General features: G+C 70.0%; 27 protein-coding genes and 1 pseudogene. 20 read left to right on the top strand and 8 right to left on the bottom strand.

Translation table 11 applies throughout. The features are described 5' to 3' along the window. Window positions 1–4: 4 nt before the first annotated feature. The 10 genes from ACIGG8_RS15895 to ACIGG8_RS15850 all read left to right on the top strand — a co-directional run bounded on the left by ACIGG8_RS15895 (window position 5) and on the right by ACIGG8_RS15850 (window position 7,260). A complete protein-coding gene (locus ACIGG8_RS15895; RefSeq protein ID WP_396548424.1) occupies window positions 5–718 on the top strand; it encodes an HAD family hydrolase in 714 nt (237 codons plus the stop codon). Window positions 719–855: 137 nt separating this feature from the next. Further along, entirely contained in the window at window positions 856–1,446 is a 591-nt protein-coding gene (locus ACIGG8_RS15890) for a DUF4913 domain-containing protein (protein ID WP_396548423.1), read from the top strand. Further along, window positions 1,443–2,183 (top strand): glycosyl hydrolase, encoded by a 741-nt coding sequence (locus ACIGG8_RS15885; RefSeq protein WP_396548422.1) that lies wholly within the window; start codon window positions 1,443–1,445, stop codon window positions 2,181–2,183. Before ACIGG8_RS15890 ends, ACIGG8_RS15885 begins: the two co-directional genes overlap by 4 nt. Next, window positions 2,180–2,671: a hypothetical protein gene (locus tag ACIGG8_RS15880; RefSeq protein WP_396548421.1), complete on the top strand. Its 492-nt coding sequence runs from the start codon at window positions 2,180–2,182 to the stop codon at window positions 2,669–2,671. Before ACIGG8_RS15885 ends, ACIGG8_RS15880 begins: the two co-directional genes overlap by 4 nt. After that, the gene (locus ACIGG8_RS15875) at window positions 2,671–3,318 is read left to right on the top strand and encodes a hypothetical protein (protein ID WP_396548420.1); all 648 of its coding nucleotides are present in this window, start codon (window positions 2,671–2,673) and stop codon (window positions 3,316–3,318) included. The genes ACIGG8_RS15880 and ACIGG8_RS15875 overlap by 1 nt, the downstream gene beginning before the upstream one ends. Continuing rightward, window positions 3,315–4,157: a hypothetical protein gene (locus ACIGG8_RS15870; protein ID WP_396548419.1), complete on the top strand. Its 843-nt coding sequence runs from the start codon at window positions 3,315–3,317 to the stop codon at window positions 4,155–4,157. The genes ACIGG8_RS15875 and ACIGG8_RS15870 overlap by 4 nt, the downstream gene beginning before the upstream one ends. A 15-nt stretch (window positions 4,158–4,172) precedes the next feature. After that, window positions 4,173–5,006 carry a winged helix-turn-helix transcriptional regulator gene (locus ACIGG8_RS15865; protein ID WP_396548418.1) on the top strand — a complete coding sequence of 278 codons (834 nt, stop codon included), beginning with the start codon at window positions 4,173–4,175 and terminating at the stop codon, window positions 5,004–5,006. A gap of 117 nt (window positions 5,007–5,123) precedes the next feature. Continuing rightward, window positions 5,124–5,912 (top strand): DUF317 domain-containing protein, encoded by a 789-nt coding sequence (locus ACIGG8_RS15860; RefSeq protein ID WP_396548416.1) that lies wholly within the window; start codon window positions 5,124–5,126, stop codon window positions 5,910–5,912. Window positions 5,913–5,930: 18 nt separating this feature from the next. Beyond that, window positions 5,931–6,746, top strand: a complete 816-nt coding sequence (locus tag ACIGG8_RS15855; protein WP_396548415.1) for a DUF317 domain-containing protein — start codon at window positions 5,931–5,933, stop codon at window positions 6,744–6,746. A gap of 28 nt (window positions 6,747–6,774) precedes the next feature. Then, window positions 6,775–7,260: a hypothetical protein gene (locus tag ACIGG8_RS15850; RefSeq protein ID WP_396548413.1), complete on the top strand. Its 486-nt coding sequence runs from the start codon at window positions 6,775–6,777 to the stop codon at window positions 7,258–7,260. A 7-nt stretch (window positions 7,261–7,267) separates the two neighbouring features. On the opposite strand, the gene ACIGG8_RS15845 is transcribed toward ACIGG8_RS15850, so the two are convergent. Beyond that, the gene (locus tag ACIGG8_RS15845; protein ID WP_396548412.1) at window positions 7,268–7,507 is read right to left on the bottom strand and encodes a hypothetical protein; all 240 of its coding nucleotides are present in this window, start codon (window positions 7,505–7,507) and stop codon (window positions 7,268–7,270) included. Window positions 7,508–7,725: 218 nt separating this feature from the next. Between ACIGG8_RS15845 and ACIGG8_RS15840 the strand changes: the two genes are divergently transcribed. From ACIGG8_RS15840 to ACIGG8_RS15805, 8 genes are all read left to right on the top strand, one after another. Then, window positions 7,726–8,073, top strand: a complete 348-nt coding sequence (locus ACIGG8_RS15840) for a DUF317 domain-containing protein (RefSeq protein WP_396548411.1) — start codon at window positions 7,726–7,728, stop codon at window positions 8,071–8,073. A 31-nt stretch (window positions 8,074–8,104) separates the two neighbouring features. Continuing rightward, on the top strand, window positions 8,105–8,449 hold the full coding sequence (locus ACIGG8_RS15835; protein WP_396548410.1) for a hypothetical protein: 345 nt from the start codon (window positions 8,105–8,107) through the stop codon (window positions 8,447–8,449). 160 nt (window positions 8,450–8,609) lie between these two features. Continuing rightward, the gene (locus tag ACIGG8_RS15830) at window positions 8,610–8,852 is read left to right on the top strand and encodes a hypothetical protein (RefSeq protein ID WP_396548408.1); all 243 of its coding nucleotides are present in this window, start codon (window positions 8,610–8,612) and stop codon (window positions 8,850–8,852) included. A 60-nt stretch (window positions 8,853–8,912) separates the two neighbouring features. Further along, entirely contained in the window at window positions 8,913–9,317 is a 405-nt protein-coding gene (locus ACIGG8_RS15825) for a hypothetical protein (RefSeq protein WP_396548407.1), read from the top strand. Continuing rightward, window positions 9,318–9,854: a hypothetical protein gene (locus ACIGG8_RS15820; protein WP_396548406.1), complete on the top strand. Its 537-nt coding sequence runs from the start codon at window positions 9,318–9,320 to the stop codon at window positions 9,852–9,854. It begins immediately after the preceding gene. Between the two features lie 87 nt (window positions 9,855–9,941). Then, window positions 9,942–10,271 carry an esterase gene (locus ACIGG8_RS15815; RefSeq protein ID WP_396548405.1) on the top strand — a complete coding sequence of 110 codons (330 nt, stop codon included), beginning with the start codon at window positions 9,942–9,944 and terminating at the stop codon, window positions 10,269–10,271. 112 nt (window positions 10,272–10,383) lie between these two features. Continuing rightward, window positions 10,384–10,614 carry a MarR family transcriptional regulator gene (locus tag ACIGG8_RS15810; protein ID WP_396548404.1) on the top strand — a complete coding sequence of 77 codons (231 nt, stop codon included), beginning with the start codon at window positions 10,384–10,386 and terminating at the stop codon, window positions 10,612–10,614. 117 nt (window positions 10,615–10,731) lie between these two features. Next, window positions 10,732–11,085 (top strand): hypothetical protein, encoded by a 354-nt coding sequence (locus tag ACIGG8_RS15805; RefSeq protein WP_396548403.1) that lies wholly within the window; start codon window positions 10,732–10,734, stop codon window positions 11,083–11,085. Between the two features lie 56 nt (window positions 11,086–11,141). Here ACIGG8_RS15805 and ACIGG8_RS15800 read toward each other — a convergent pair whose 3' ends face one another. Then, entirely contained in the window at window positions 11,142–11,375 is a 234-nt protein-coding gene (locus ACIGG8_RS15800; RefSeq protein WP_396548402.1) for a hypothetical protein, read from the bottom strand. Window positions 11,376–11,827: 452 nt separating this feature from the next. On the opposite strand from ACIGG8_RS15800, the gene ACIGG8_RS15795 reads away from it, so the two are divergent. Together ACIGG8_RS15795 and ACIGG8_RS15790 are read left to right on the top strand one after the other, a co-directional pair. Continuing rightward, on the top strand, window positions 11,828–13,732 hold the full coding sequence (locus tag ACIGG8_RS15795; RefSeq protein WP_396548400.1) for a glycoside hydrolase family 15 protein: 1,905 nt from the start codon (window positions 11,828–11,830) through the stop codon (window positions 13,730–13,732). Further along, window positions 13,699–14,169, top strand: a complete 471-nt coding sequence (locus ACIGG8_RS15790; RefSeq protein WP_396548398.1) for a hypothetical protein — start codon at window positions 13,699–13,701, stop codon at window positions 14,167–14,169. Before ACIGG8_RS15795 ends, ACIGG8_RS15790 begins: the two co-directional genes overlap by 34 nt. A 193-nt stretch (window positions 14,170–14,362) precedes the next feature. Here ACIGG8_RS15790 and ACIGG8_RS15785 read toward each other — a convergent pair whose 3' ends face one another. The 6 genes and pseudogenes from ACIGG8_RS15785 to ACIGG8_RS15760 form a co-directional block, all read right to left on the bottom strand. Continuing rightward, window positions 14,363–15,397, bottom strand: coding sequence for an RNAseH domain-containing protein (locus tag ACIGG8_RS15785; protein WP_396548475.1), 1,035 nt, complete (start codon window positions 15,395–15,397; stop codon window positions 14,363–14,365). A gap of 588 nt (window positions 15,398–15,985) precedes the next feature. Then, a pseudogene (locus ACIGG8_RS15780) lies at window positions 15,986–17,152 on the bottom strand (pPIWI_RE module domain-containing protein); the annotation flags it as partial. Between the two features lie 37 nt (window positions 17,153–17,189). After that, window positions 17,190–19,265 carry a hypothetical protein gene (locus ACIGG8_RS15775; RefSeq protein WP_396548396.1) on the bottom strand — a complete coding sequence of 692 codons (2,076 nt, stop codon included), beginning with the start codon at window positions 19,263–19,265 and terminating at the stop codon, window positions 17,190–17,192. A gap of 201 nt (window positions 19,266–19,466) precedes the next feature. Then, window positions 19,467–20,489: a hypothetical protein gene (locus ACIGG8_RS15770; protein ID WP_396548395.1), complete on the bottom strand. Its 1,023-nt coding sequence runs from the start codon at window positions 20,487–20,489 to the stop codon at window positions 19,467–19,469. Beyond that, the gene (locus tag ACIGG8_RS15765) at window positions 20,477–21,730 is read right to left on the bottom strand and encodes a hypothetical protein (protein WP_396548393.1); all 1,254 of its coding nucleotides are present in this window, start codon (window positions 21,728–21,730) and stop codon (window positions 20,477–20,479) included. Before ACIGG8_RS15765 ends, ACIGG8_RS15770 begins: the two co-directional genes overlap by 13 nt. A gap of 83 nt (window positions 21,731–21,813) precedes the next feature. After that, window positions 21,814–22,575, bottom strand: coding sequence for a hypothetical protein (locus ACIGG8_RS15760; RefSeq protein ID WP_396548392.1), 762 nt, complete (start codon window positions 22,573–22,575; stop codon window positions 21,814–21,816). Between the last annotated feature and the right edge of the window lie 18 nt (window positions 22,576–22,593).

The raw sequence follows: 22,593 nt of genomic DNA, 5'->3' as shown, positions 1-22,593 counted from the left end.
CGCCGTGAACACCCCCTTCTTCGACGCCGCAACCCCCTCCACCCGCATGCACGTGGTGTGGGACTGGAACGGGACGGTCAAGGACGACCTCGACGACCACGTCGACGCGCTGAACGCGACCCTGCCCGCCCTCGGCGGCGAGCCGGTCGACCGCGAAACGTACCGGGCCAAGCACACCGTGCCGATCCCGAACTTCTACGCCCGCCTGCTCGGCCGCACGATCACCGAGCAGGAGTGGGTCTCCAGCGACAACGCCTTCCTGGAGCACCTGCGTTCCCAGCCGGTGCGCGTGCGCGAGGGCGCCGTCGAGCTGATGGCCGCCCTGCGCGAGGCCGGGCACACCCAGTCGCTGCTGTCGCTGTGCCCGCACGACACCCTGCTGCGCGAGGTCCAGGAGGCCGGCATCGGGCACTTCTTCACCCGGTTCGAGGGCCGCACCGGGCCCTCCGGCGGCACCAAGGCCGCCCCGCTCGCCGCCCACCTCGAAGCCCTCGGCCTCACCGGCCAGGCGCACCGGGTGCTGCTGGTCGGTGACGCCGTCGACGACGCCGAGGCCGCCCACGCCTGCGGCGCGTACGCGGTGCTGCACACCGGCGGCCTGCACCACCCCGCAAAGCTCGCCGCCTCCGGCCACCCTCTCACCGCAACCCTCGACGGCGCCGTCGCCCTCGGCCTGCGCCTCATCCAGGACCACGGCACCCAACTGGCCTGCGCCTAGCGCGAATCGGCGGCCGGACCAAACCGCCGATCCTACGGACCATCCCCCCAACGACCGCTTCACCGGAGCCCCGCTGTGACCAGAAGAAGACCCGCCACGCCCGCCCTCCCCGTCCGTACGAACCTCCTGGATGTGCCATGTCCGAGTCCGACCCGATGCCGGGCACCCCCGAGCCCGAGCCGATCCGCATCCCCGACGAGGACCTCGACGACCTCGTCAGCGCCCTGAACCGCACCATGGCCGAGGTCCGCCAACACGGCGTCATCCTCGACCGCCTCGGCTCCGAAGCCGACGACGAGACCGGGTCCGGCCCAACCGGGCCGGACCCCGGAGCCGGGGCCGAACCCGCCACCGCCCCTCCTCTGTTCATCCTCGCCATGGGCGGCGCCCAGTACACCGCCGAGCTGGCCGAGCTCTCGGCCTGGGTCACCCACCTCCTGCTGCCCGTCTACGGCCGGGAGATCGGCTCCACCCGCCCCTGGTGCGCGAAGTGGCACGAACACCCGGAGGCCGTCGCCCGCCTCCACGCGCTGTGGCTCGCCTGGCAGCAGCTGACCGCCGCCGAGGCCGGCCAGGGCGGCCCCTCGACGTGGCACCGCGACCACCTGGACCACGCCCTGCTCCAGCTCCGTGCCCCGGACGGCCCGTTCGCCGCGTGCACCACCAGCCCGTCCCGACCGGCCCACCGCGTCCTGACCACGCCCGACCAGCTGGGACTCGCCGCATGAACACCCTCGACTTCCGCCTCGACGGCCTCAAGCCCTCCGACGAGTCCCTGGGCCATGCATACAACTACCCCTGGGAGAAGGACTTTCAGCTCATCTCCCAGCACGACGTGGGCGAGCGCAGCTTCATCATCGCCTTCGACAAGACGGCCACCTGGGACTACCCCAACAAGGCCAACATCGTCTCCTTCGACGCCGACCGCGACAGCAGCCGAGGCATGTTCAGCATGCACCGGGAACGGCACGCCACCTTCGCGTTCGCGCAGAACTGGCTCGTCAACCGCGGCTGCCCGCCGGACGCGCTCGCACCGGTCCTCGGCGGCCCCACCCCCGCCGACGAGCTGTCCATCCGGGTCGAGGACCGCATCCGGCGCTCGGGCGAGCGACTGGAGGTCGCCGACTACCGGGTCATCGACGGGGCCGAGACCGAGGGCTGGAGCATCGCCGTCGACAGCGAGGCCAAGGAGCTGCCCGTCCGCCTGTTCATCGAGACGCTTCAGCCCGATCAGTGGACCTACACGGTGCGCGAGGGGGCCTTCGCCGACCACGCCGCCGCCGATGAGTGGCTGGAGAAGCGCTCCACCCCGCTGCCCGAGCCGCCCGAGTACCGCCGCGACGCCCTGCGCACCCGCGCCGCCCTCGCCCGCAGCACCACCTCACCGGCCAACGCCGCCGCCGTACTGGCGTCCGCGCCCGCGGCAGCCGCCGTCGCGCAGCCCGATCGGGGGCGGTCGCTGTGAGCCGCGCCAAGTTCGCCTTCTCCGCCCACCCCGACGCCATCGCGGACCTGCGCCAGCTCCCGGACGCCATCCGCGACCAGGCCCTGCTGAGTCTGCAGGACCTGGTCCGTGGCGAACGCGTCGCCACCCGCCTGGAGGGCCGGCTGGAGGGCTACCACAAGGTCTACCTCGGCGTCGGAAACGAGTGGGCCAGCCACCGCCTGGTCGTGCAGTTCCGCGACGCGCCCGCCGCCTCCCAGCACCGGCGCGAGGTCCATCTCGTTGCTGCCGGCCCCCGGCTCGACTACCAGGTCTACCGCTCCGCGCAGAACCGCCTGGGCCGTACCGGACTCAACCTGCCGTCCGGCACCAGCCCGGCCGAGGAAGCCCGCGTCCGCGCCGCCCGCGCCCGGTCCGTACGCCCTGCACCGGTGGCTGCCGGCGGTCCGGCTTACACCACCGCCTCCCCTGGCTTCGCCACCAGCGCCGCCGCCCGAAAGGCCCGCTGATGACCACCCCCGCCCCCACGCACGCCGATCTCGCCGTGTGGCTCGCCGAGGCCGCCCACGCCGTCTCCGGCATCGTCACCGCCCGGCACGCCACCGCGCCCTCACGTTCCCACCTCCACCCCGTCCTCGGGCCACTCACCGCCGGACCGCAGGTGATCACAACACTCGCCGGCAGGCTGGAGGACCTGCTGGACGCCAAGCTGTCGACCACCCCCGCCACCCTGTTCACACTCGCCTCCTACGCCTCTGCCCTGGGCTGGCTGAGCGAATCTCTCGCCGAACTCACCCAAGCCGTCGACCTCCTGGTCTCCGAGGCCGCCCTGCCGGACGGCGCCACGGCCACCACCCCCGGCGAGGCTGCGGACTTCGACCTGTCTGCCTACGCCCCGCAGGACCGGCAGGCCATCACGGCCCTCGCCGCCGAGGCCGCCCTCCCGCCCGGCCTCTACCTGCAGATCCTGGGCCAGGCCCTGCTCGCCTCCACGGAATTCACCGAGGCGTGCACGGAGATCATCGGCGCCCTGACCGAGGACGCCCACCGACTACTCGACGAGTCGGTCAGCGTCGTACGCCTCGGCGGCGACGGCCCCGACAGCCTGCCCACCCTGGTCCGCTCCCTCCTCGCCCGGATGGAGACGGCCCGGTGAACCCGCACAACCCACTCACCCACCCCGGCGCCCATCTCGTCTACGAACGCCTCGGCGCGTACAACGCGTCGGAGCTGAGCGCCGGCTACCCCGGCTCGGACCCTCTCGGGCGCCTTGCCTTCATGGTCGCCTCCTCGGCCCGCGAGGTCGACCGGCTCCACCAGGAACTCGCCGCTCGCGCCCAGACGGTGATCGAGCGCCTGGAACCGATCGCCCGCGGTGACCACGCGAGCATGCGCGGCGTCAACGGCATCATCCAATCCGCCGGCCTCCAGGTCGAACTGCTCACCGCCCGCCGGGGAGCGGCCTACGAGCAACTCAGCAGCGCGGTCAACGCCTACGGGCGGTGCACCGAGGCGGACCTGCCTGCGCCGGAAAGTCGGCTTGCTCTCAAGCACGCGACGGCCAGCGTCATCCCGGTGTCGGCCGAAGGGCCCAACCTGCCCAGCGCGTCGGCCGGGTACGACCCCCGCGTCCGGGAGTTCGAGGCCCTGGCGGCGATAGACCGTGGTGATCTGCGGCTGTGCGAAAGCGCCGTCTACGGCTACAAGTTCATGTCCGATGGCAGTGGCGAGAGTCCGTCGGTCTGGCCGCACACCGTCGAGGAGCTGATGGCCGAGGACCTCGTCATTGCCGACACCAGCTCATCGTCCTACCGGCCCGGCCACCTGCTCTCACTGACGCCCGCCGGCAAGGCCCTCCTCGACGCCTCACGCGCCGCCGACCAGCGCGTATCCGCCGCGCTTTCCCGCAGTGCCACCAGCCCCACCGCACCACCTGCCGCCGGGCCTGCGCCGTCTGCCCCCTCCGTATCCGCCCACCCGCCCCGCTCCCGTTGACCAGGAACCACCGCCATGTCCCAGACCCTCGCCGCCGTGTCCTCCCAGCCGACCACCATGAGCACCTCCGACGCGCAGCGGTCCGAGGCCGTCCTTCGCCGTCTCGCCCCGAAGTGGACCACCCACGTCGTCCACACAATCGCCAAATGGGGCCCGGAGATGCGCGTTTCCGACGTCACCCCGCATCTTCCGGCGATCTCCCAGTCGTACGTCAGCAAGCGCCTGGCGGCGATGTCCGAGGCCGGCCTGGTGGTCCGCGACGGCGAGTTCGACCGCGTTGCGCCCTACCGGCTCTCGCCCGCTGCCTGCACGCTCGGCCCGGTCTACCGCGCTCTCGCCCAGTGGTCCATCGACCATGTCGACCACACCCCGCAGGGCCGGTACGACCGGATCGAGGACGCCCTGCACCGCCTGCAACTGGCGGACACCACCGAGACCGTCCGCCTGCTCTCCGAGCACGGGAGCCTGCGCCTGCCTCACGTCGCCGAACGCCTCGGCGCGTCCGAGCAGTCCGCCGCCGCCAGGCTGAGCCGCATGCAAGCTGATGGCCTCGTCGCCCGCGCCGGCAACCGGGTGCACGGCGCCCCCTACATCCTCACCGACGCCGGACGGGCGCTCGGCCCCGTCTACTCCGCCCTCCAGCAGTGGGACCAACGGCACACGACCACCGTGGCCCCGGCAGTGCCGGCCGCCACGCGCACCCTGGACTCCCCCGCGCAGTCCGTACGCACCGCTGCGGCACTGCGCCGCAGCCCGGCCCCCTCCGCACCGTTCAGCCACGCCCCGGTGCCGCAACCGCGCATCCCCTCCGCCGCAACCGCGGCCTCCCACCCCGCGCGGGGGCGGTGACCACCGTGGACTCCCAGCTCAGAGCAGCTCCCCGACCTCAGCGCCCCGGGCCCGCACGCCGCCTCACCGCAATTGGCGGTGTGCGGGTCCGCTCCCCGCCGCGTTCAGGAGCCCCCGTTGTCCTCCGCCGCCCCTCTGCTCGTTCAACCGCTGCGTCTCGCCGGCCCCGGTGACCACCGCCTCGTCACCGGTCTGCTGGCCGCAGCTCCCGGCTGGAGCCGCGCCCGCGCGCCGGACGGCAGTGTCCGCTTCACCAGCCCCTGCCGCACCGCCGCCATCACCTGCTCCGGCCCACCCGACCACTCTTGGGCCTGGACCGTCCACGGCTACCCCGCGCCCGGCTCAAAGCCGCTGTGGCGTGCGGCGTTCGGCCCCGGCACGCCTGCCGAGATCACCGCTGCCTTCACCGCCGTCCTCGTCGACGGCTTGCGCAGCGGGCACCGCGACTACCTGCGCGGCGGGCCGCACCACCTGCCCGGCACGCCCGCGTCCGTTCTCGCCGACCGCGGCTGGCAGCCCGACCAGGGACCGAAGGGCTTCCACGACCAGGTCGCGCCGGACGCCACCGCCCGCTACCGGCACCGCGTCGGCCACCAGATGGCCGACGCGGAGGTCGCCGGCCTGGTCCCGCCGTCGTGGACCATGCTCGCGGGCGACCCGCAACACCCCTCCTGGCGTGCGGACTTCACCATCGGCGTGCCGTTCTACCCGCTCCTGCGCGCCGCCCTCGCCTTCAGCTCCCCCGAGCGGCCCCTCGGTGGCGTCCCTGCCCGCCACCTGCCCCATGTCACCGCCCGCCGCGCCCCCACCGCGCACCCGGCCCGCCGTCCGAACGCCTGCCCGCCGCCGGGCCCCGCCGCCCCTGCCGCTGCGGTGCCGGCGCCCGGCGGAGCGCGTCGGCGCTGACCCCACGAAGGAATCCTCATGCCGTACACCCCCGAGAAGCCCCGCGAGTACCGCGTCCAGCCGCGCTACCTCGCGGGGTCGGAGGCCGACGCCACCGATGCCATCACCCCGCTGCTCAGGGCCGGGTGGGCTGCCAGCAACGACGAGCTGGGCAACGCCTACGTCACCGCACCGGACCTGACGGCCCGCCTGGCGTTCCTGCCCGAGGGCCAGGACTCGACGCTCTGGAAGATCAGCGCCGGTCCGGAGGCGACCGTTCCCAGGTGGCTGGTCACCTTCGACGACCGGGTACCCAACGAGATCGTCCAGGACTTCACCACCGCCCTCGCCGACGCCTACACCCAAGGCCCCGACGCCTACCTCGGCCCCGGCAAGCCCGCCCCGCGCCGGGTGGCCGGACGGCGGGCGGAGCCCATCGTCGTCCAGAGCCCCGACCAGCTCGTCACGCGATCGACGCGCCCCGGCTTCCTGCCGCACGCCGAGGAGATGGACGACACCAGCGCACGGTGGCTCTTCGAATCGGGACCGCCCGAGCGCCGCTGGTACGCCACCGCCTCCTCGCACGTGCCCGCACCCCTGCTGGAGACGCTCACCGCCGCCGCCTTCGACCCGGCCCCAGTGCACCGGTACCTGCGGCGCGCGGAGGTCGCGCGCCTGCCCGCGGACGCCGTCGCGACGCCCACAGTGCCGAGCCCGCTGGAGGTAGCGCGCGTGCGGGCCGCCACCTCCCGCTCCGTCACCGCGACGCGCACCCTGGCCGCCGCACTCGCCTACACCACCTCGACCCCGCCGCCGGCACCCCCTCGGGTCGCCCTCGCCGGCCCCTCCCGCTGACCACCCCACCAACCTCCCGGAGGACACCGTGTCCGACGCCACCGCCCTCGACCACGCGGACGCCATGATCGAGCAAGCCTGGAAACGGCCGATCGCCGAACTGGAGAAGGCCGCGCCCCGCCTGCCCGTCGAGGACGCGATGCTGCGCGCGGCCATGCACCACCGCTCCCACCTCGTCGTCGTGTCCAACTCCATTGCCGTGCACCAGGACCGGCTGCACGCCCTGACCCGGCCCGGTCACGTCCCCGCCTTCTACGACCTCGACCGGATCACCGCCTCGGCGAGCGCCCTGCGCACGGCCTACGCCGAGAGCAACACGGCCGTCCAGATGATCCGCCACGTCATCGACGCCCGCGAACTCGCGCTCACCGCCGAGGGCGGCCCCAACGCCGAGCGCGTGCGGGCCGCCACCGCCCGAAGCTCGCGAGCACCCCACCCCCTCGGGCTTCCCGCCGACCAGCCCGTCCCGCCTTCGGCTGCCGCCGTGGCCCAGCCGGTGGCGAACCGGCGCTAGCCGCAGATCAGTTCGCCTCCGGTCCGTGGTGGGCACCCGGGTCGGTGGCACCCACCACGCGAGCCAACTCCTCCACGGTCAGCTCCACCCGCCGGCCATCCGCCAGCCGTGCCTCCACCGCCTCGTCCTGCCGCCGCTCGGCGCGGCTCTTCGTGGCGACGGCCCACTGGCCCTCGCCGATCGCCGCGACGTCGCCCAACGTCCACGCCCGCCCCGCGCTGCGGATCTTGCGCTCCAGCGCCGCCATGTCCCGACCTCTGCCCGCCACCATCGCCTTCAGCCCCCCGTAATCCCGTACGGCGTAGCGCCGCAACCCTGCTTCAGCACCCGGGCACCCCGATCCATTCCCGCCCAGTTCGCCCACGGCAGAGGGCGGTTCCCGGTAAACGACTACGAACTTCGGGACGCTGCATGTCAACGTACTCATGTCGCTGAATCCGCAGGTCAACGAAGGGACCGGTCCCCGTGAACACCCCCAGCAGCCTCCTGCCCGCTCCCGTCCGCCCGTCCGCCGAAGAGCGCTCCTGGCTCGCGTCCGATCACAGCGCGGAGCCGGTCCTCGCCCTGCTCTCCGGCCTCGGCTGGCCGATGGTCGACACCCCCGAGGCCAACGTGCACTGCACCAGCCCGGACGGGCGCGTCTACGTCGGCTGGCTGCCCGAGGACCCCGGCGCGTGGAAGCGCGGCATCCTCTGGCGCATCCAGGTCCAGCCCACCGGCGCCGCCCCGTGGACCCAGGAGTTCGGCGTCCATACCCCCTCCGAGGCCGTCGCAGGCTTCCTCGCCGCGCTCATCGCCACTCCCGCCCACTGACACCGGCCAACTACCGCTCCCGGAGGACTTGTTGTCCACACCCCGCCTCGACCACCGCATCGCCCACGGCACCGCGCGCGACGCGCTCGGCCGCGCCCTGGCCGACCCGCACATCGCGTGCGCGGACGGCTTCCGCCTCTCGGTGCTCGCCCCCGACCCCGCCGACGTGTTCCTGCTGCCCGCCGTCACGCTGGAGGTCGGCTTCCCCACCCGCCGCCCCGAACCGTGGGCCCGCTGGCGCGAGCACCTCGACCCCGGCGCGGACGAGGACGACCCCACCGAATCCGTGTACCTGCACGTCCCCGTTGTCCTGGTGCGGGACCTGATCGAGGCCCACGGCGGCGAAGCCCCGCCCATACCGCGCCAGCGCGCCTGACCGGCCAGCGCCGCCACCGACTCCGGCAAAGGAGGCATCCCTGACGATCACCACCGTCTTCACCCGCGCCCCCGGCCCGGTCATCTCCGCGCTCGGCCTGACCAACGCCTTCTTCGTCCCGCCCGTCTCCAGCACGTTCGTCCTCAGCCTCGGCTTCGCCGTGAGCGGCCTGCTGCTCGCCCTCGACGACGTCCACGAGAGCGACCTGCGCCGGGATGCCCGCATCCTCGCCCAGCTCGCCAAGACACCGGGCGGCACCCGGGTCCGCCGGATCGGCACCGCCCTCGGCCTGCGCGATCGCACCGTCGCCAGGTCCCTCGGCCGTCTGGCCGACGACGGCCTGGTCCTCCTCGGCCCCGAGGACGGGCCGCTGCCTCAGCGCTCCTGCCGCCTCGCCGACTGAACCACCACCGGCTGGCCCGGCCCGCGCCTGGGGCAGCCGCCCACCACAAGGGGCAGTGCCATGACCACCCATCACGTCGCCTTCCACCCGCTCATCGTCACCGCCGCCACCGCCCACCACGCCGCCCGCCTCCTCCTGGCCAGCCCCGCCCTTCGGATCGTCCGCGCCGACGAGGTCCGCCCCGGCGACCTGATCGTCTCCGCCTTCACCACCGACACCCCGCGCCTGCGCCGCACCGACTACTTCGCCGGCGGCCCCTACTCGGCCGACCCCGGCCCGTACGACCCGGCCTGCGGCTGCGGCGTCTGCGGCCTGCCCGAGGTCGAGGGCCCGCACGGCACCGTGGTCCTCACCCGGGACTTCCCCTGGGAGTGCTGCGACCCGTGGCCCGCCGACGAACCCGTCCTCGTCCGTCCCCGACGCCGCCTCCCCGCCCCGACGATCCCGTCCGCCGAAAGGACCTGAGTGACCGTCCACCGCGCCCCGCTGACCAACCACCACTCCGACGACTCCCTCTGCCCGCCGGACCACAAGCACACCAGCTCCGGCAAGCCCCTGCACCCCGACTGCCCCGGCCGCGCCTACTCCAGCGCCGTCTGCACCTGCGGCAGCTGGGAGTTCAAGGGCCCGGCAAGGACTACGTCAACGAGTCCCGCAAGCGCCACCTCGACACCCACCCCCGGCCCCGTCCGAAGGCCCCGCCCGTGCTGCGAGAGAGGCTCCGCCTCGACCTCCCGTGACCACCGCCCACACCCCCACCGCCGCCCCCTTCACCACCCGGAGACCGCTGTGCCCCAGTACCTGACCGTCGCCCACCTGATCGCCCAGCTCCAGGACCTCGACCCCAACCTGCGCGTCCGCCTCGCCGTGAACCCGGACTGGCCGTTCTCCCACCTGCTGGCCTCGAACGTCACGGTCCACGACGGCCTCGTCTACCTGGCCGAGGACGGCCAGGAGGGCTACCTGCCCACCGCCGTCCGCGAAGAGCTCGCCTGGGCCTGAACCATCGCCCGCCCGAAGGAGACCCGCATCCCCACCACCCACCGCCTCGCCCACCCGCAGCCGCTGGAGCGCTTCGCGCTGCGCCCCATGCCGCCGTGGGCCAGCGGAGCGCTCGTCCACCGCGCCCCCGCCGCCCCCGACCGGCCGATCCAGACCCTGTGGCTCCCGAACACCGCACCCAGGCTCCCCTTCGGCCGCGTCCTGCTGCGGTGGGAGAAGGCTCCCGAGGCCGGCTGGGACGTCACCGCCCGCCTCGGCCTCGCCATCACCGACGTCCACCTCGCCACCTGGCCCGCCGCCCCCGACGACTGGCCCCGCCTGGTGCGGCCCACCCTCCACGAGGTCACCGGCCTGTGCTCCGCCCTCGCCCTCGCCACCGCCGCCCTCAACCTCGCCAACCACCTCGCCGACTCCTGAACACCACCGCACAAGGCCGCCCCGCGCCGACCAGACCGGGGCGGCCTCGCCGTACGCCCACCCGCGCGGCGGCGCGTACGCTCGTCACCGAAGCACCGAGGAGGACACACGCATGGCCGACGACCAGCGGCTCTGGAGCTACGCCGAGGTCGCCGCGCACCTGGGCATCAGCGTCGGCGCCGCCCGCAACCGCCGTAACCGCGGCACCCTTCCCGCCCCCGACGACACCAGCATCCCCGACCGCCCCCGATGGAAGCCCTCCACCTTCCAGGACTGGAAGCCGATCGGCCAGGGCCACCGCAGCGACCTGCGCACCAGGACGGCCACCGACACCAGCAGCTGACGAAGTCCGCCGTGCCCACCTCTCCAATGCCCTCGCCCCCGTTCCCCGCCTGCGGCTTCCGCGGCACGATGCCGACACGCCCGTGACCAGGCCGGCCCCAGGAAGGACTGCCCGCCGATGACCGATCGCCCGATCCGCCGCCCCGGCGCGCTCTTCGCCTGCTGCACCCTCACCACCCTGGGCGCCGCCACCGCCGTCCCGGCCGCCCTTACCGACGCCTACGCGGTGTGCGCCATCGGCATGTTCGCCCTCGCCGGCGGCGCGCTCGGCGCCTACCGCACGATGCGCGCGGCCGACGAGCGGACCGACCGCGCCGTCCTCGAACACCTTCAGCAGGCCCCCGGCCTCGCACCCGAGACGCTGGCCGACAGCCTCGGCCTGCGCCCGGTCGCCGTCCGGCTCAGCCTCCACCGGCTGACCGTCTCCAGCCGACTCCCCTCACCAGCACCTCCTCCGACTCCGGAGCGCTGACCAAGCGCAAGGGACCGCCGCCCAACACCGGGCGGCGGTCCCTTCGCGTTTCCTGCCTACTCCAGGTACAGCCCGGCGAACATGCCATCGAACCCCAATGCGATTCGGGCCTCGGTGAGGCTGCCGTACCGCGTCCAGGTCGGATCCGCGATCATGGCGTCGAAGTCCCGCCGGGTGATCTCCGGCTCCAGCCACTCCGCCCCGCAGCGACAGCCGATCCAGACGTGGCGGCGGTGGTTGATCAGCAGCCAGTCGCGGCGCGCGCGGCATCTGGAGCAGGTCACCGGCATGCCACGCAGCGCCAGTTCGGAGGGGCACTGCGCGAGGCGGACGGTCTCGGGTCCGCCGGGCGGCTGGGTCTCGTACTCCAGCCCTCCTGGACTCGGCCGGCTTCACCGGCACCGTCCTCAATCCCCAGCCCGACACCGGAACGGAAACGCCGTTCGGCTGGCAGGAGCACAACCTGCGGCGCTTCAGCGCCGTCCTCCTGTGGCGCCCGCAGGGCGCCCACCAGGTCCGCGACTTCCAGCAGCGATTCCTCCACCGTTCGCGCACCGCGCTGGTCGTCGGCTGCGACCTGGACGACCGCGCCCAGCGGTTCATTCGCGCCGAACTGCTCGGCGCCATACCCCGGTTGACCGTCGCCGCCGGCCTCGCCGCCACCGTGCGCGCCGCCCTCGACCACCTCAACGCCCAGACCACCACCCGGCCCTGAGTACCACCACCCACCCGCAGGAACACCATGCGCACCCCCGCCCTCCGCCCTCACCCCCGCATCGAAGACCTCGCCCTGATCGGCAACACCACCACCGGCGCCCTCGTGCACCGCGACGGCACTGTCAACTGGCTGTGTCTGCCCCGCTTCGACTCCCCTGCCGTCTTCGCCGAGTTGCTCGGCACCGAAGAACACGGCTTCTGGCACATCGCCCCGGCCACGGACGGCATCCCGCGACCGTCCACCCGGCGCCGGTACCGCGGCGACACCATGATCCTGGAGCAGGAATGGGTCACCCCGAACGGCATCGTCCGGGTGACCGACTTCATGCCCTGCAGCCCCCAGGTCCCCCAAATCGTGCGGATCGTCGAGGGACTCAAGGGCACGGTGGCGATGACCTCGCTGTTCCGCCCCCGTCCCGGCTACGGCGCCAACAGCCCGCTCATCACCCGCACCGCGCGTACCGGAGCCCCACGGCTGTGCGCCACCACCTACCCCGACACCTACTGGCTCGACGGCCAGCACCACACCGTCACCGAAGACGGTGCCCGCGCCGACTTCACCATCACGTACGGCGTGTACACCACCTTCACTCTCACCTGGCAGCCCTCACACCTGCCCACCACCCCGACCATCCGCAGCGCCCGCACAGCACTGGCACGTACCGAGGAATTCTGGCGCGAGTGGGCGTCCAGCGGCACCTACCAGGGGCCCGACCGCGACGCCGTGGTGCGCTCGACGCTCGTCCTCAAGTCGCTGTGCAACCCGGGCGGCGGGATCGTCGCCGCGCCGACCACCTCACTGCCCGAACAGATCGGAGGCGAGCGCAACTGGGACTACCGCTACACCTGGCTGCGCGACGCCTGCCTCACCGCCACCGAACTCGCCCGCCTCGGCCACGCCGAGGAGCCAGAGGCCCTTCGCGACTGGCTACTCTGCGTCCTGGGCCGCGACGTCGAAAACATGCAGATCATGTACGGCCTCAGCGGTGAAACCGACCTCACCGAACGGACACTGGACCACCTCCCCGGCTACGAGGGATCCCGGCCGGTCCAAGTCGGCAACGGCGCCGCCGGACAGCTCCAGCTCGACGTCCCCGGTGAGATCGCCGACTTCCTGCTCGCCGCCGAGGACGCCAGCCTTCCGCCCTCGCGCGACGCCGACGCGATGCTGCGCGCCCTCGCCCGCTTCACCGAGGACCACTGGCGCGAGCCCGACGAGGGCATCTGGGAGATCCGCGGACCGCGCCGGCACTTCGTCCACTCCAAGGTCCTCGCCTGGGTCGCCATCGACCGCACCATCACCCTGCTGCGCCGCCGGCCGGACACCGCCCCCAAGGAACTCGCCCGCTGGGAGCGACTGCGCCAGGAGATCCACACCGAGGTCTGCGAGCGGGGCTTCGACCCGGAGCGCAACACCTTCACCCAGTACTACGGCGGCAAGGAGCTGGACGCCTCGCTGCTGCTGGTCCCCCAGGTCGGCTTCCTGCCCCCGGACGACAAGCGCGTCATCGGCACCATCGAGGCGATCCAGCGCGAGCTGTCCACCGAGGACGGCTTCGTGCTGCGCTACCCCACCCACGACGAGTCCGGCAACAACGTCGACGGCCTCTCCGGCCACGAGGGCGCCTTCCTGGCCTGCTCCTTCTGGCTCGCCGACGACCTCGCCATGATCGGCCGGGTGCAGGAGGCCCGCGAACTCTTCGACCGACTGCTCGCACTGCGCAACGACCTCGGCCTGCTCGCCGAGGAATGGGACCCGAGGCTCAAGCGCCAGGTCGGCAACTTCCCCCAGGCCCTGTCCCACATCCCGCTAATCAGCGCCGCCCGACGGCTCGCCACCTGCGGCACCGTCCACCTGCCCGCCCAGCGTGACCGCGCTCCCGCCCCGTCGCCGTCGTGGTCCGCGACGCCTCGGGCCGGATCCTGCTGATCCGCCGAGCTCCGCACGACGTCCTGCTGATGCATCTGCGCGAAGACAGGCCGGGCATCGCCTGGCCCGGCTACTGGACGCCGATCGGCGGCTGTCGCGAGGCCGACGAGAGTGCGCGGGGCGCGAGGTCCGCGGGAGGCCGGCATCGAGATCACCGGGCTGCGGCCCCTCCCCGACACCACGACCTCGGCCTCCCGCTCACCCGCGTCCTGTACGCCCTCTGGAACGGCCCCGACAGCGACCTGCGGCTCGGGGGCGAGGGCCTGGCCGTACGCATGGTCCCCTTCGATGAGGTGATCAACCTCAAGGTCCCGCCCTACATGCACCCGACCTCCGCCTCCTGCCCGGGCTGCTTTTCCTGCGGGACCATTCCCTCCAGATGCTGGCGCCCCTCCTTCGCGAGCGCCGCCAGCTCCGGACGCCGGGTGCGGACGTAGCCGCGGATCGTCGAGTACGACGCCAGATCGAAGTCGCACTCGACCGCCAGGCGGACCTTGATCCGCTCGATGGTGTGCCGCTGCTTGCGCGGGGCCTCCAGATCGGCTCACAGCATCTCGTCGATCCGGACCTTCACCGGTCACCTGCCCAATACAGGCCGCGGATGAAGCAGAACGCCGCCAGCGTCTCCCTTTACGTCTCCTCTACCTTCTCCGCCTCGCCTTCCCACTCTCCGAGCGCCTCAAGCTCGCTGTCCTGCTCAGGCGCTGTACGCCGGTACTGCGGGTGGTCCTTGTCCATCTGAACGGCAGCATGGAGAGCGATCGGGTACTTGGTTCGGTTACTCCAGGCCAGAGGATGCGTGGCCATTCGGGCGGTGGAATTCACCAACTGCTCGCCCCGTACACCATCGGCCAGCGCGATGGGATAGATGCCCGTCGCAGTCATCGTGTACCAGTTCTTGGACACCTCGTTCTTCTCGCCGCGGATGCCGTTCTTCTTGTCCGGCTTGACGCCGTGGTTGGCGGTCCATCGGGTCTTGTCCTCGCCGAGGCGGCCCGCACCGCCACCGTCGAACTGGTGGGGAGTCGTGACCAGGATCCATGTAGGTGTTCCGAGGTCCGTCTCGACCTCGAACAGCATGTCGGTTCTCTTCTGGGACGAAAGGACCTTACCCTCGCCGTCGACACGGCTGAGGCCGATCGGGCGGGGCATCTCATCCATGTCGACGTTGACCCGGATGATGCCGATGGGACGGTCCTTCGCAGGGAGCGTGCTGCCCGGAAGCCAGGTCTCCTCCGCCTCACCGTCCTGGCCCTGCCGCCGGTTGTGGAGCCCGGCCCACAGCCGCCGAGTTCCGACCGCGTCCACCGTCACCGTGTAGGGCGTGTGGCCGAGGTAATCCGCGAGATCGGACAGCGCTTGGTCGATCTCAGCGGCCACCTTCTTGTAGCCGGCGTTGTTGTCGACGAGCTCGGTCAGCTTTCCCTCGGGATAGTCCTTGGCGTGGTAGGCAGCCTGGGCTCGGTCGTAGGGCTGCCACCTCGGAGAGGTGTACGACCAGCCGTGCATCGTCCATGCCTCGTCGTTCCGGCCTGGCGGGACCATCACCGTAGCCGTGACGCAGATCTTCGCCGCCTTCTCGCCGCTTCGCTTGGACTGCCGGCGGACATGGATGCCGCAGTGCGCGATCTCGTCGGGCTTGTAGGGGCCGATCTTGTCCCGCATCACCGCGTCGATTCGCCGGTCGATGATGCCGAGGCTGCGGTAGAGGTCCTGCAGTGACATGAACGCCTGGTGATCGCGGGCCTTCTCGCCGTTCTTCCCCGGCTTGGACTGCTTGAGGATGCTCGTGTACTGCACGTTCAGTCCCAGTTCTACGAGGACCCGGTGGGACAGGTGCTTACCGTCCTCGCTCTCGGACTTCTTCTTTTTGGCCTTCTTCTCCTTGGCTGTGAGCGCCTTCTCGGCGTCCTCCTCGGTCTGGTCCTCCCCGTTGGCTGCTTCCCAGTCGGTCTCGGCCCATACTCCGAGCAAGGTGGACGCATCCCGCCGCAAGACTTCCATCCCGGCGGCCAGGGCTGCACGCCCGTCCGCCGGTCCGTGGCCGAGGAACTCAGGCGCGTGCCAGAACACGACGCTGATCGTGTCGCTGTAGAGGGGCACCGGCATACCGTCGACTGGATCGAAGCCGTCGATGCCGTACGCCTCGGCGAGAGCGCTGATCATCCGCATCCGGTTCTCGTCTCGGTCCCACAGGCACACGAGCCTCAGCCGCTCGTATCCCATGGACTTGACGGATCGTTCAACGTCTTGGGGCGGTGACACCGGTTCCTTGGGGTTGGGGCGCTTGAAGCCGCTCAGTGTCGTCTTGTGTGACAGGAGCGGTTCTGTCTTCTCCCCGAGGGTCTCTCGGATGTGCTTGTCCAGTTCTCGCATGTAGTGCATGCCGACACCGCGCCCGATGGGGAACTTGAACGTCTTGTTCTGGATCGGGAACAGCTCACCGTTCAACCCGGCCGGTTGGGCCTTCGACGTGCCCTCGGGCTTCTTCATCAGTTCGATGGGTGGGAGCTCGAACGCCTCCGCGTCTGCATCCGTCTCGTGAGCTTCCCGCTCCAACTGGGCGCGCTGCTGGATCACCGTCAGCGGGGTGTTGTCCACCTTCATCTTCCCCAGCACCGCCAGGGCCATCGAGCTGACGTAGCGGGCCTTTCCGCGCCCGTCCAGCTCCACTTCCAGCAACGGAAGCGACTTGTCCCGCTGAGGGACGAGGACCTTACGCGCGAACGCCAATCGGTCCTTGAGGCGGGTCACCTGGGACGACACCAGGATCAGCGGATCGCAGACCTGTTCCATCGTCTTCATCTTGAGGCGGACCCGCGGGACCGCGAACGCCGTCACGCCCTAACCGGTGTTGTCCGGCTGGAACGTTACCTGCTGCCCGTCGACGTTCCATGTCTTCTGGGCAAGGAAACGAGCCAGCTCCCAGGTCACCGTCGGGTACACCCAGGTGTCGGCGTCGGGCTGTGCGTTCCCCTCCTTCCGGAGGTGGTCTGCGAGCTTGCGGGCCTCCCCCGGGGTGCTGGACACCAACTCGGCAAGCCTGGGTGGGTTGTTCAGATCGATGGCATCGACGGGGTCGCCGAGCGCCATCCGGTACATGAGAGTGATCACATCGCACAGGTCGGTATCGTCGATGGCTTCTCGGCTGGCGAGGACGTTCCTCTTCGGGTCGAAGTGGACGTACCCCCCGTACATGGCCCGCAGCACGGTCGACACCACCGAGTATGGGGCCTGGACCTGGTCCTTCCCCCGCCTCTCCCGGTACTCCCTGTCGAACTTCATCCAGAAGTTCTTGATGTTGTCGTCGAAGGTACGAACGACTACCGACGCCTCGCCCAACGTCTCGTTGAGCAGGCTGGGCGTGCAGCGGATCGCCGCGAAATCACACCGAAGCCACTCTCCGGGCTCGTCGGCCATGCGGGACTCCTCCCTTATGCGTTCGATAATTTGCGAGTCACATCACGTCGGCAGTCGTGCGGATACCGGCGTAGGCGAGGAAAGTCGACAGCGCCTCGCGGTAGATGTCGTTCATCCTCTGCCGTACCTGCGGTGTCCAGTTGTCGTGGATCCGGCGCAGGATCGTCCGCAGGTCCGACTGCCACGAGTCCTCTTGGAAAGCGTGGTCGACGAGGTGAAGCGTCATATCGGTGCCGCCTCGCCGGGCACGCCCGGCGAGCTGGATCATGTCGATGATCATCCCGGCGACGATCTCTTCCTGCAGGTCGCGGTGGGTGTTCACGAACCCGGGAGCGGACCGCATGATCAGGTGAAGCCGGCCCCAAGCCGCTTCCCTCGCGCGCTGCAGCAGCGCCACCGGCGAACCTGACGGGCTGCCAGCCGCGTTCAGGCCGGCCGCGTTCACTGACGCGTACATCTCTGCCGGATCGGTGAGCAGAGCAAGCGGCCTGGTGCACAGGTACACGGAGGTGATCGCCGAACGGATCCCAATCACGATGTTCAGCCCACGGGCAATCCTCGCCATCGGCACGATGATGACCTGTCCCCGTTTGGGGAAGTCCTCGAACTCGTCCGGTGTCAGCTCGATGATGCCGGGTGGCAGCTTGATCCGGCGCTGCAGCTCCTCCCGGCGATCCTTGTCGGGTGGCACGGCCACACACAGCCGGTGCTTGCCATCCTGGTACTTCCCCGAGCTGTACATACCGATCGCCATGTACCGACAGTGCTCGTAGGAGTTCAGCACGACCGCGTCGTGCGCGCGGTCCCGATCTTCCTCCGCCAGCCGTTCCAGCTCATCGTGGATGATCTCGTCGTACAGCCGCCGTCCCATCTCCGTCAGAGCATGCTGTTTGAGATGTTGGGGAAGACCCGAGATCTGGATCGGCTTGTTCAGCGCGTTGCGCAGCATGTGCGGCTTCGCCCGGATGCTGGCCTCCGCGGCGTCGGTCATCCACCACTTCACCCGGGACCGGATGTGCTCACGTACCGCCTGCGGGAAGTACGCCGTGGCCGACAGGCCGAGGACGGGACGTTCCACACCCGCCGAGACGAGCGACACGATGCTGCCGAGCTGCGCGGTGTAGGTGTGAGGATCACCGGACAAGCTCTGCGTCGTCAGCTCGGCTGACTCGTCCGGGTCGTCGAGGCCGGTGATGCGGTAACCGTAAATGGCACGTCCAAGCGCACCGTGCCGGATGACGTCAGATCCGATACCTGGCCCCAGCTTACGAGCGAGGTCCTGCGCGGACGACAGGCCCATGGACCGGAGGTTCTCCGTCATGTCACGGAGCCGTTCCAGGGTGCGGTCGAGCTCTGTCAGCCACACCCGGACGATCAGAAGCTCGATCGCCTCGCTCCTCAGGTGGGCATCCGGGATGTGGTTCTCCAGAACACCGTGCAGCTCCGTACGGACCGTGGACAGGAGGTCCGTACCTCGGGAGGCCAGCAGTCGACCCATGAGGTCCTGCACAGCCAGGAGATGCGGTTCCAGGTCGACCTGGACGGTCCTGAGCTCCGACGACTCGTTTCCGATCTCTGCCGGGTCCGGCGGGTGGATGGCGTTGAGCTTGGCAAACAGCTCGACCGGGACTTCCTGCTCGTTGGGGATGTTCTCCTCGGGAAACAGCAGACAGATCAGGCGCCGGTCCCTGGACCCGGCCAGGTGCCACATGCTGCTGTTCGCCTGGGGATGATCCGCTGCCTCCGACCGGCCGTCGTAGTACCTGAGGTTGAGCTCTCGACTCGAGACCGCGGAAAGCAGGAACTCCGTCAGGTATCGGGCGTGGGTCAGCGTGGGGCTGAGCTCCTTCACGGTGCTCGGCGGCATGCCACGTACGTCGTCGTGGAGCCTGATCAGCGGAAGGTCTCGGCTCTTCCTCCTCGAGTCAAGGACGATCTGGCTGGAGCAGGAGTCGATCGCCGACGACATGAACTGGTCGACCTCGTCGATGAACACGCCGGCACGGGTCCGCAACAGGAACTGTGCCATGGACATGTTCCCGACCTGCCGGCCGTCCAGGACAACGCCGATCGGGAATCGTCCCATGAAGAAGAAGTGGTGGTTCGTGATCACGACCGGTCGGTCGCAGGCCGCACGGTACTGCTCGAACTTGCCGCAGGTGGGAAGCCAGGGGCATGAGTAGCGGCCCGACTCGGGCGGGAACGCCTGCAGGTAGTTGCAGCTCTCCTGACCGGGTGGGTACGGATGAGTGCTCTCAACCGGCAGGGCGCACCCATAGGACAGCTGCCCGAGCTTCCACAGCGTCTTGGGTGGCTAGGCAAGGAACGGCCCCTGGATCCGGGCCGCGACCTTCATCGCCCGCTCGTGGAGTCGCGAAGGAGCCATCAGTGGAGCAACGAGCTCCGGATATCCGAGGTCCTCCAGGTCGCGGTTGATTTCCCACGTCGCGGACAGCGTCGCCTCGACGTTCGGCAGCACGATCGCCAATGGAATGCCGTTGATCGCACACCACGACGCGGCGACTCTGACGAGGACGCTCTTGCCGGTTCCGGTCGGGGCGTTGAACACCTCGATCGGGCCGGAGAGGATCGAGAGGACATCGATCTGGCCGTCTTCATCGCACTGCAGCTGCTCGAACAGGACCTTGAGGGTCTTGTGGAGGTACCTGTTCTTGGCCTGGGATTTCTTCGGGAACCGAGCCTTGTCAACGGCTTTGGCGTGCTTCAGCAAGCTCTTGACCGACAGCTCGAAGCTCTCCTGGTACGGAACTGTCGCGATCTCCGGAAGGCTCTCGACGTCGGCGCCCGACGAGAACGTGGTGGTGCTGTCGATCCGGACCCGTCCCTTCACCAAGCCCTTGCCGGCGATGTACGTCTCACGGGTGGCGTAGTCGCCCGGTCCGGCCGGCTTGTGCGGGCGCCTGGGCCTGTCCTTCTTGCGCAACCGGTCGACGACGCGATCGACGAAGCCGAGAAGGTCATCACCGACCTGGGGAACGACCATGGTTGCCCGAGCAGGATTCCCGACCGGCAGGAACGGACTGGTGCGTGTCTCCGCTCCAGCCTCCTGCACCAGGTGATCCCTCATGAAGCGGGTGAACTCGCCGAGGCTTTCGAGGTCCTGACGGGCGTAGCGCAGCACAAGTGCGATCCGTTGCCGCTCCATGTGAGTGATGACTCGCCACTGCTCCCACAGGTCCAGGTGCCCGGTGAAGAAGAAGTACGCGTCGTCGAACGATGCCGCCAGCTGGCCCTCGTCGTCCTTCTGCGGGAAGTAGTGAGCAGCCAGGGCCAGCGCCGCCCACGCCGAGCCCGTCGCCTTGCTCAGCTTGTCCACGGTTCCCCCACCAGCTCGCACAGCATTGCGCCGAAGTCGCCGGCCGCCATGGCCCGCATCCGATGCTGGCGGCAAACCGAGTCGAGCATCGAGATGGTGTTCTCCCGGATGTCCGGCACGACGAGCCACTCTGCGCCACCGCCGTCACCGCCATCGGCGTTGATCTTGTTAGCGAGGAGCGTCGCGTACGTGTAGTCCTTCACGTCCACGCGAAACTTCTTGATTCCCCCGTGGCCGCCTGGAACACCGACGAACAGGTCGTACCTGTCCAGGTCCGGCCAAAGCTCCACGACCAGGCCCTTGTCTCGTAGACGGGCCGTCGACAACACCTTGTATAGACCGAGCTCGGGAAGGCCCGGGATCGTGGTGCAGCGCCAGACACCGCGGACCAGAGCCTTGTGCCCGTCGGCGAGAACAGGTTCAGGGATCGGCGCCTTCGGATCAGGGGCAAGCACCGCGGCGTTCCCCGCCGCCGAAACCACCGTGGACAGAAGCTGCAGCCGTGGAGGGCTCCCTGGTGCTGGGATCTTGAACTCGTATGCCGCACCCTGCTGAACGTGCGGCCGGTGATAGCAGCGTGCCTTCCCTACGGCACGGCCGTTGGCGCCATGCACCGTGATCTTCATCGGCCACCAGCACACCGGACAGCGAAACCACCACCGGTCGTGCACGGCGTCGTAGGGGATCGGCTGGTAGAACTCTGCGATCGTCGCCGGAATGTTCAGCCGCCGCAGCTCTCGGTCGGAACCTGAGGGGACCTCGATCAGCGTTGACCGCCACGCCACGTAGTCCTGCTGGGACTCCGTACTGGTCAACTGCCGGTGAAGTCTAGTCTGGTCGAGTTCGCGGTCCAGCGTGTCGACGCCTACCGTGCGCCCGCCGAATCCAGCCTTGCGTAGAGCCTGGAGCACCATCCTCTGCTCGATGTCGAGGTCGAACATATCCGGTTCGAAGTCGTTTTCCTCGTCGATCAGCCGCAGACCCTTCATCTCCTCGGCCGGCACTCCGTCCGGGAGCAGAGCGGACAGATCCCCGAGGAGCAGCTCCAGGCACTGACTAAACGTCAGCGGTTGGCCGGGGCCGCGTGCCGCCAGGACGCGGCCGTGACCGTCCATGAGGGCACGAAGGCGGGCCTCGGGATCGCTGTCAGCGTTGGTCAGTGCCGCAGCCGCCACGGACGCGGCCCTCATCACGCTGTTCCGGACCGCCATCTGGTTGGCTGAGACTGAAGTGGTAGCCACTTTCGCGACTCTAATGCGGGTACAGGAACTGACCAGCCACGCAAGGAATTTGATGGTTATTTTTCGGGATTCGAGTGACAGCCCTACGCATCTCGTGGTAGGTCGCCCAGCTCGACGTCCGGGTACAGCTCACGGTACTTGTCGATGTGCTGGCGGATGTGGCCTCGTCCCGCCTCTGTGAGGTGCCACCGGTACTCCACGGCGTAGGCGTCCGCTCCTTCCCCCTCCCTCACGGGCACGGAGTCGATGAAGCCTCTGCTCGCTGCCCTCTTGCCGGGCCGAAAGCCTGTGCCGAGGTAGAACTTCGACTTCCCCCACAGCCCATCCTCGTGGAGACCTTCCGGGGCGGCCGAGGCAACCTTCACGAGGTTCCTCCAGAGCCATTCCGACAACAGACCCTTCGCCGGCCTACTGGCACGTTCGCCGACGCCAGCCCGCGCGCAGGCACGCCCCACCCGGGTCAACGACACCAAGACTCGGGGCGCACCGCCGAGCGGGAACACCTCGACCTGGTCCTCGGACAGCTCGATCAAGCCCCGCCTGAGCAGGGCAGCCAGCGTTGCTCCAGCGCCTTCATCAAGCGTGCCCTGCTCTCTTAGTCGCTCCTGCAGGGCGGTGTACCCGGTCAACGCCGGGTCCGCCTTGATCGTGAACGGTAGCTTTCTCCATTCCTCGGCCACTCCTGGGTCGCCGTACGCCGTTCGTGTGGCCTGAGCCTTCGCCTCCGCCACCTGGTCCTCGCGATAGATCGCGGTGAGGTACAGACGCTGCCTGTCGTTCAGCGCTTCCCAGGTCTGAACCGCCTTGGACGGCCGATTCTGGGAACGGGAGTTGGCTCGGTCCACCGACCCACCATAGCCGGG

Origin of the sequence: Kitasatospora sp. NPDC085464, assembly GCF_044541955.1 — a bacterium.
Lineage (GTDB): Bacteria > Actinomycetota > Actinomycetes > Streptomycetales > Streptomycetaceae > Kitasatospora.
This window is presented reverse-complemented; position numbering and strand designations above follow the sequence as displayed.

Bases quoted from the DNA above. Each gene is read 5' to 3' on its own strand.
- ACIGG8_RS15875 (WP_396548420.1), top strand. From the start codon at position 2,671: ATGACCACCCCCGCCCCCACGCACGCCGATCTCGCCGTGTGGCTCGCC.
- ACIGG8_RS15885 (WP_396548422.1), top strand. From the start codon at position 1,443: ATGAACACCCTCGACTTCCGCCTCGACGGCCTCAAGCCCTCCGACGAG.
- ACIGG8_RS15795 (WP_396548400.1), top strand. From the start codon at position 11,828: ATGCGCACCCCCGCCCTCCGCCCTCACCCCCGCATCGAAGACCTCGCC.
- ACIGG8_RS15810 (WP_396548404.1), top strand. From the start codon at position 10,384: ATGGCCGACGACCAGCGGCTCTGGAGCTACGCCGAGGTCGCCGCGCAC.
- ACIGG8_RS15825 (WP_396548407.1), top strand. From the start codon at position 8,913: ATGACCACCCATCACGTCGCCTTCCACCCGCTCATCGTCACCGCCGCC.
- ACIGG8_RS15785 (WP_396548475.1), bottom strand. From the start codon at position 15,397: ATGCGGGACAAGATCGGCCCCTACAAGCCCGACGAGATCGCGCACTGC.
- ACIGG8_RS15805 (WP_396548403.1), top strand. From the start codon at position 10,732: ATGACCGATCGCCCGATCCGCCGCCCCGGCGCGCTCTTCGCCTGCTGC.
- ACIGG8_RS15800 (WP_396548402.1), bottom strand. From the start codon at position 11,375: ATGCCGGTGACCTGCTCCAGATGCCGCGCGCGCCGCGACTGGCTGCTG.
- ACIGG8_RS15845 (WP_396548412.1), bottom strand. From the start codon at position 7,507: ATGGCGGCGCTGGAGCGCAAGATCCGCAGCGCGGGGCGGGCGTGGACG.
- ACIGG8_RS15815 (WP_396548405.1), top strand. From the start codon at position 9,942: ATGCCGCCGTGGGCCAGCGGAGCGCTCGTCCACCGCGCCCCCGCCGCC.
- ACIGG8_RS15865 (WP_396548418.1), top strand. From the start codon at position 4,173: ATGTCCCAGACCCTCGCCGCCGTGTCCTCCCAGCCGACCACCATGAGC.
- ACIGG8_RS15855 (WP_396548415.1), top strand. From the start codon at position 5,931: ATGCCGTACACCCCCGAGAAGCCCCGCGAGTACCGCGTCCAGCCGCGC.
- ACIGG8_RS15890 (WP_396548423.1), top strand. From the start codon at position 856: ATGTCCGAGTCCGACCCGATGCCGGGCACCCCCGAGCCCGAGCCGATC.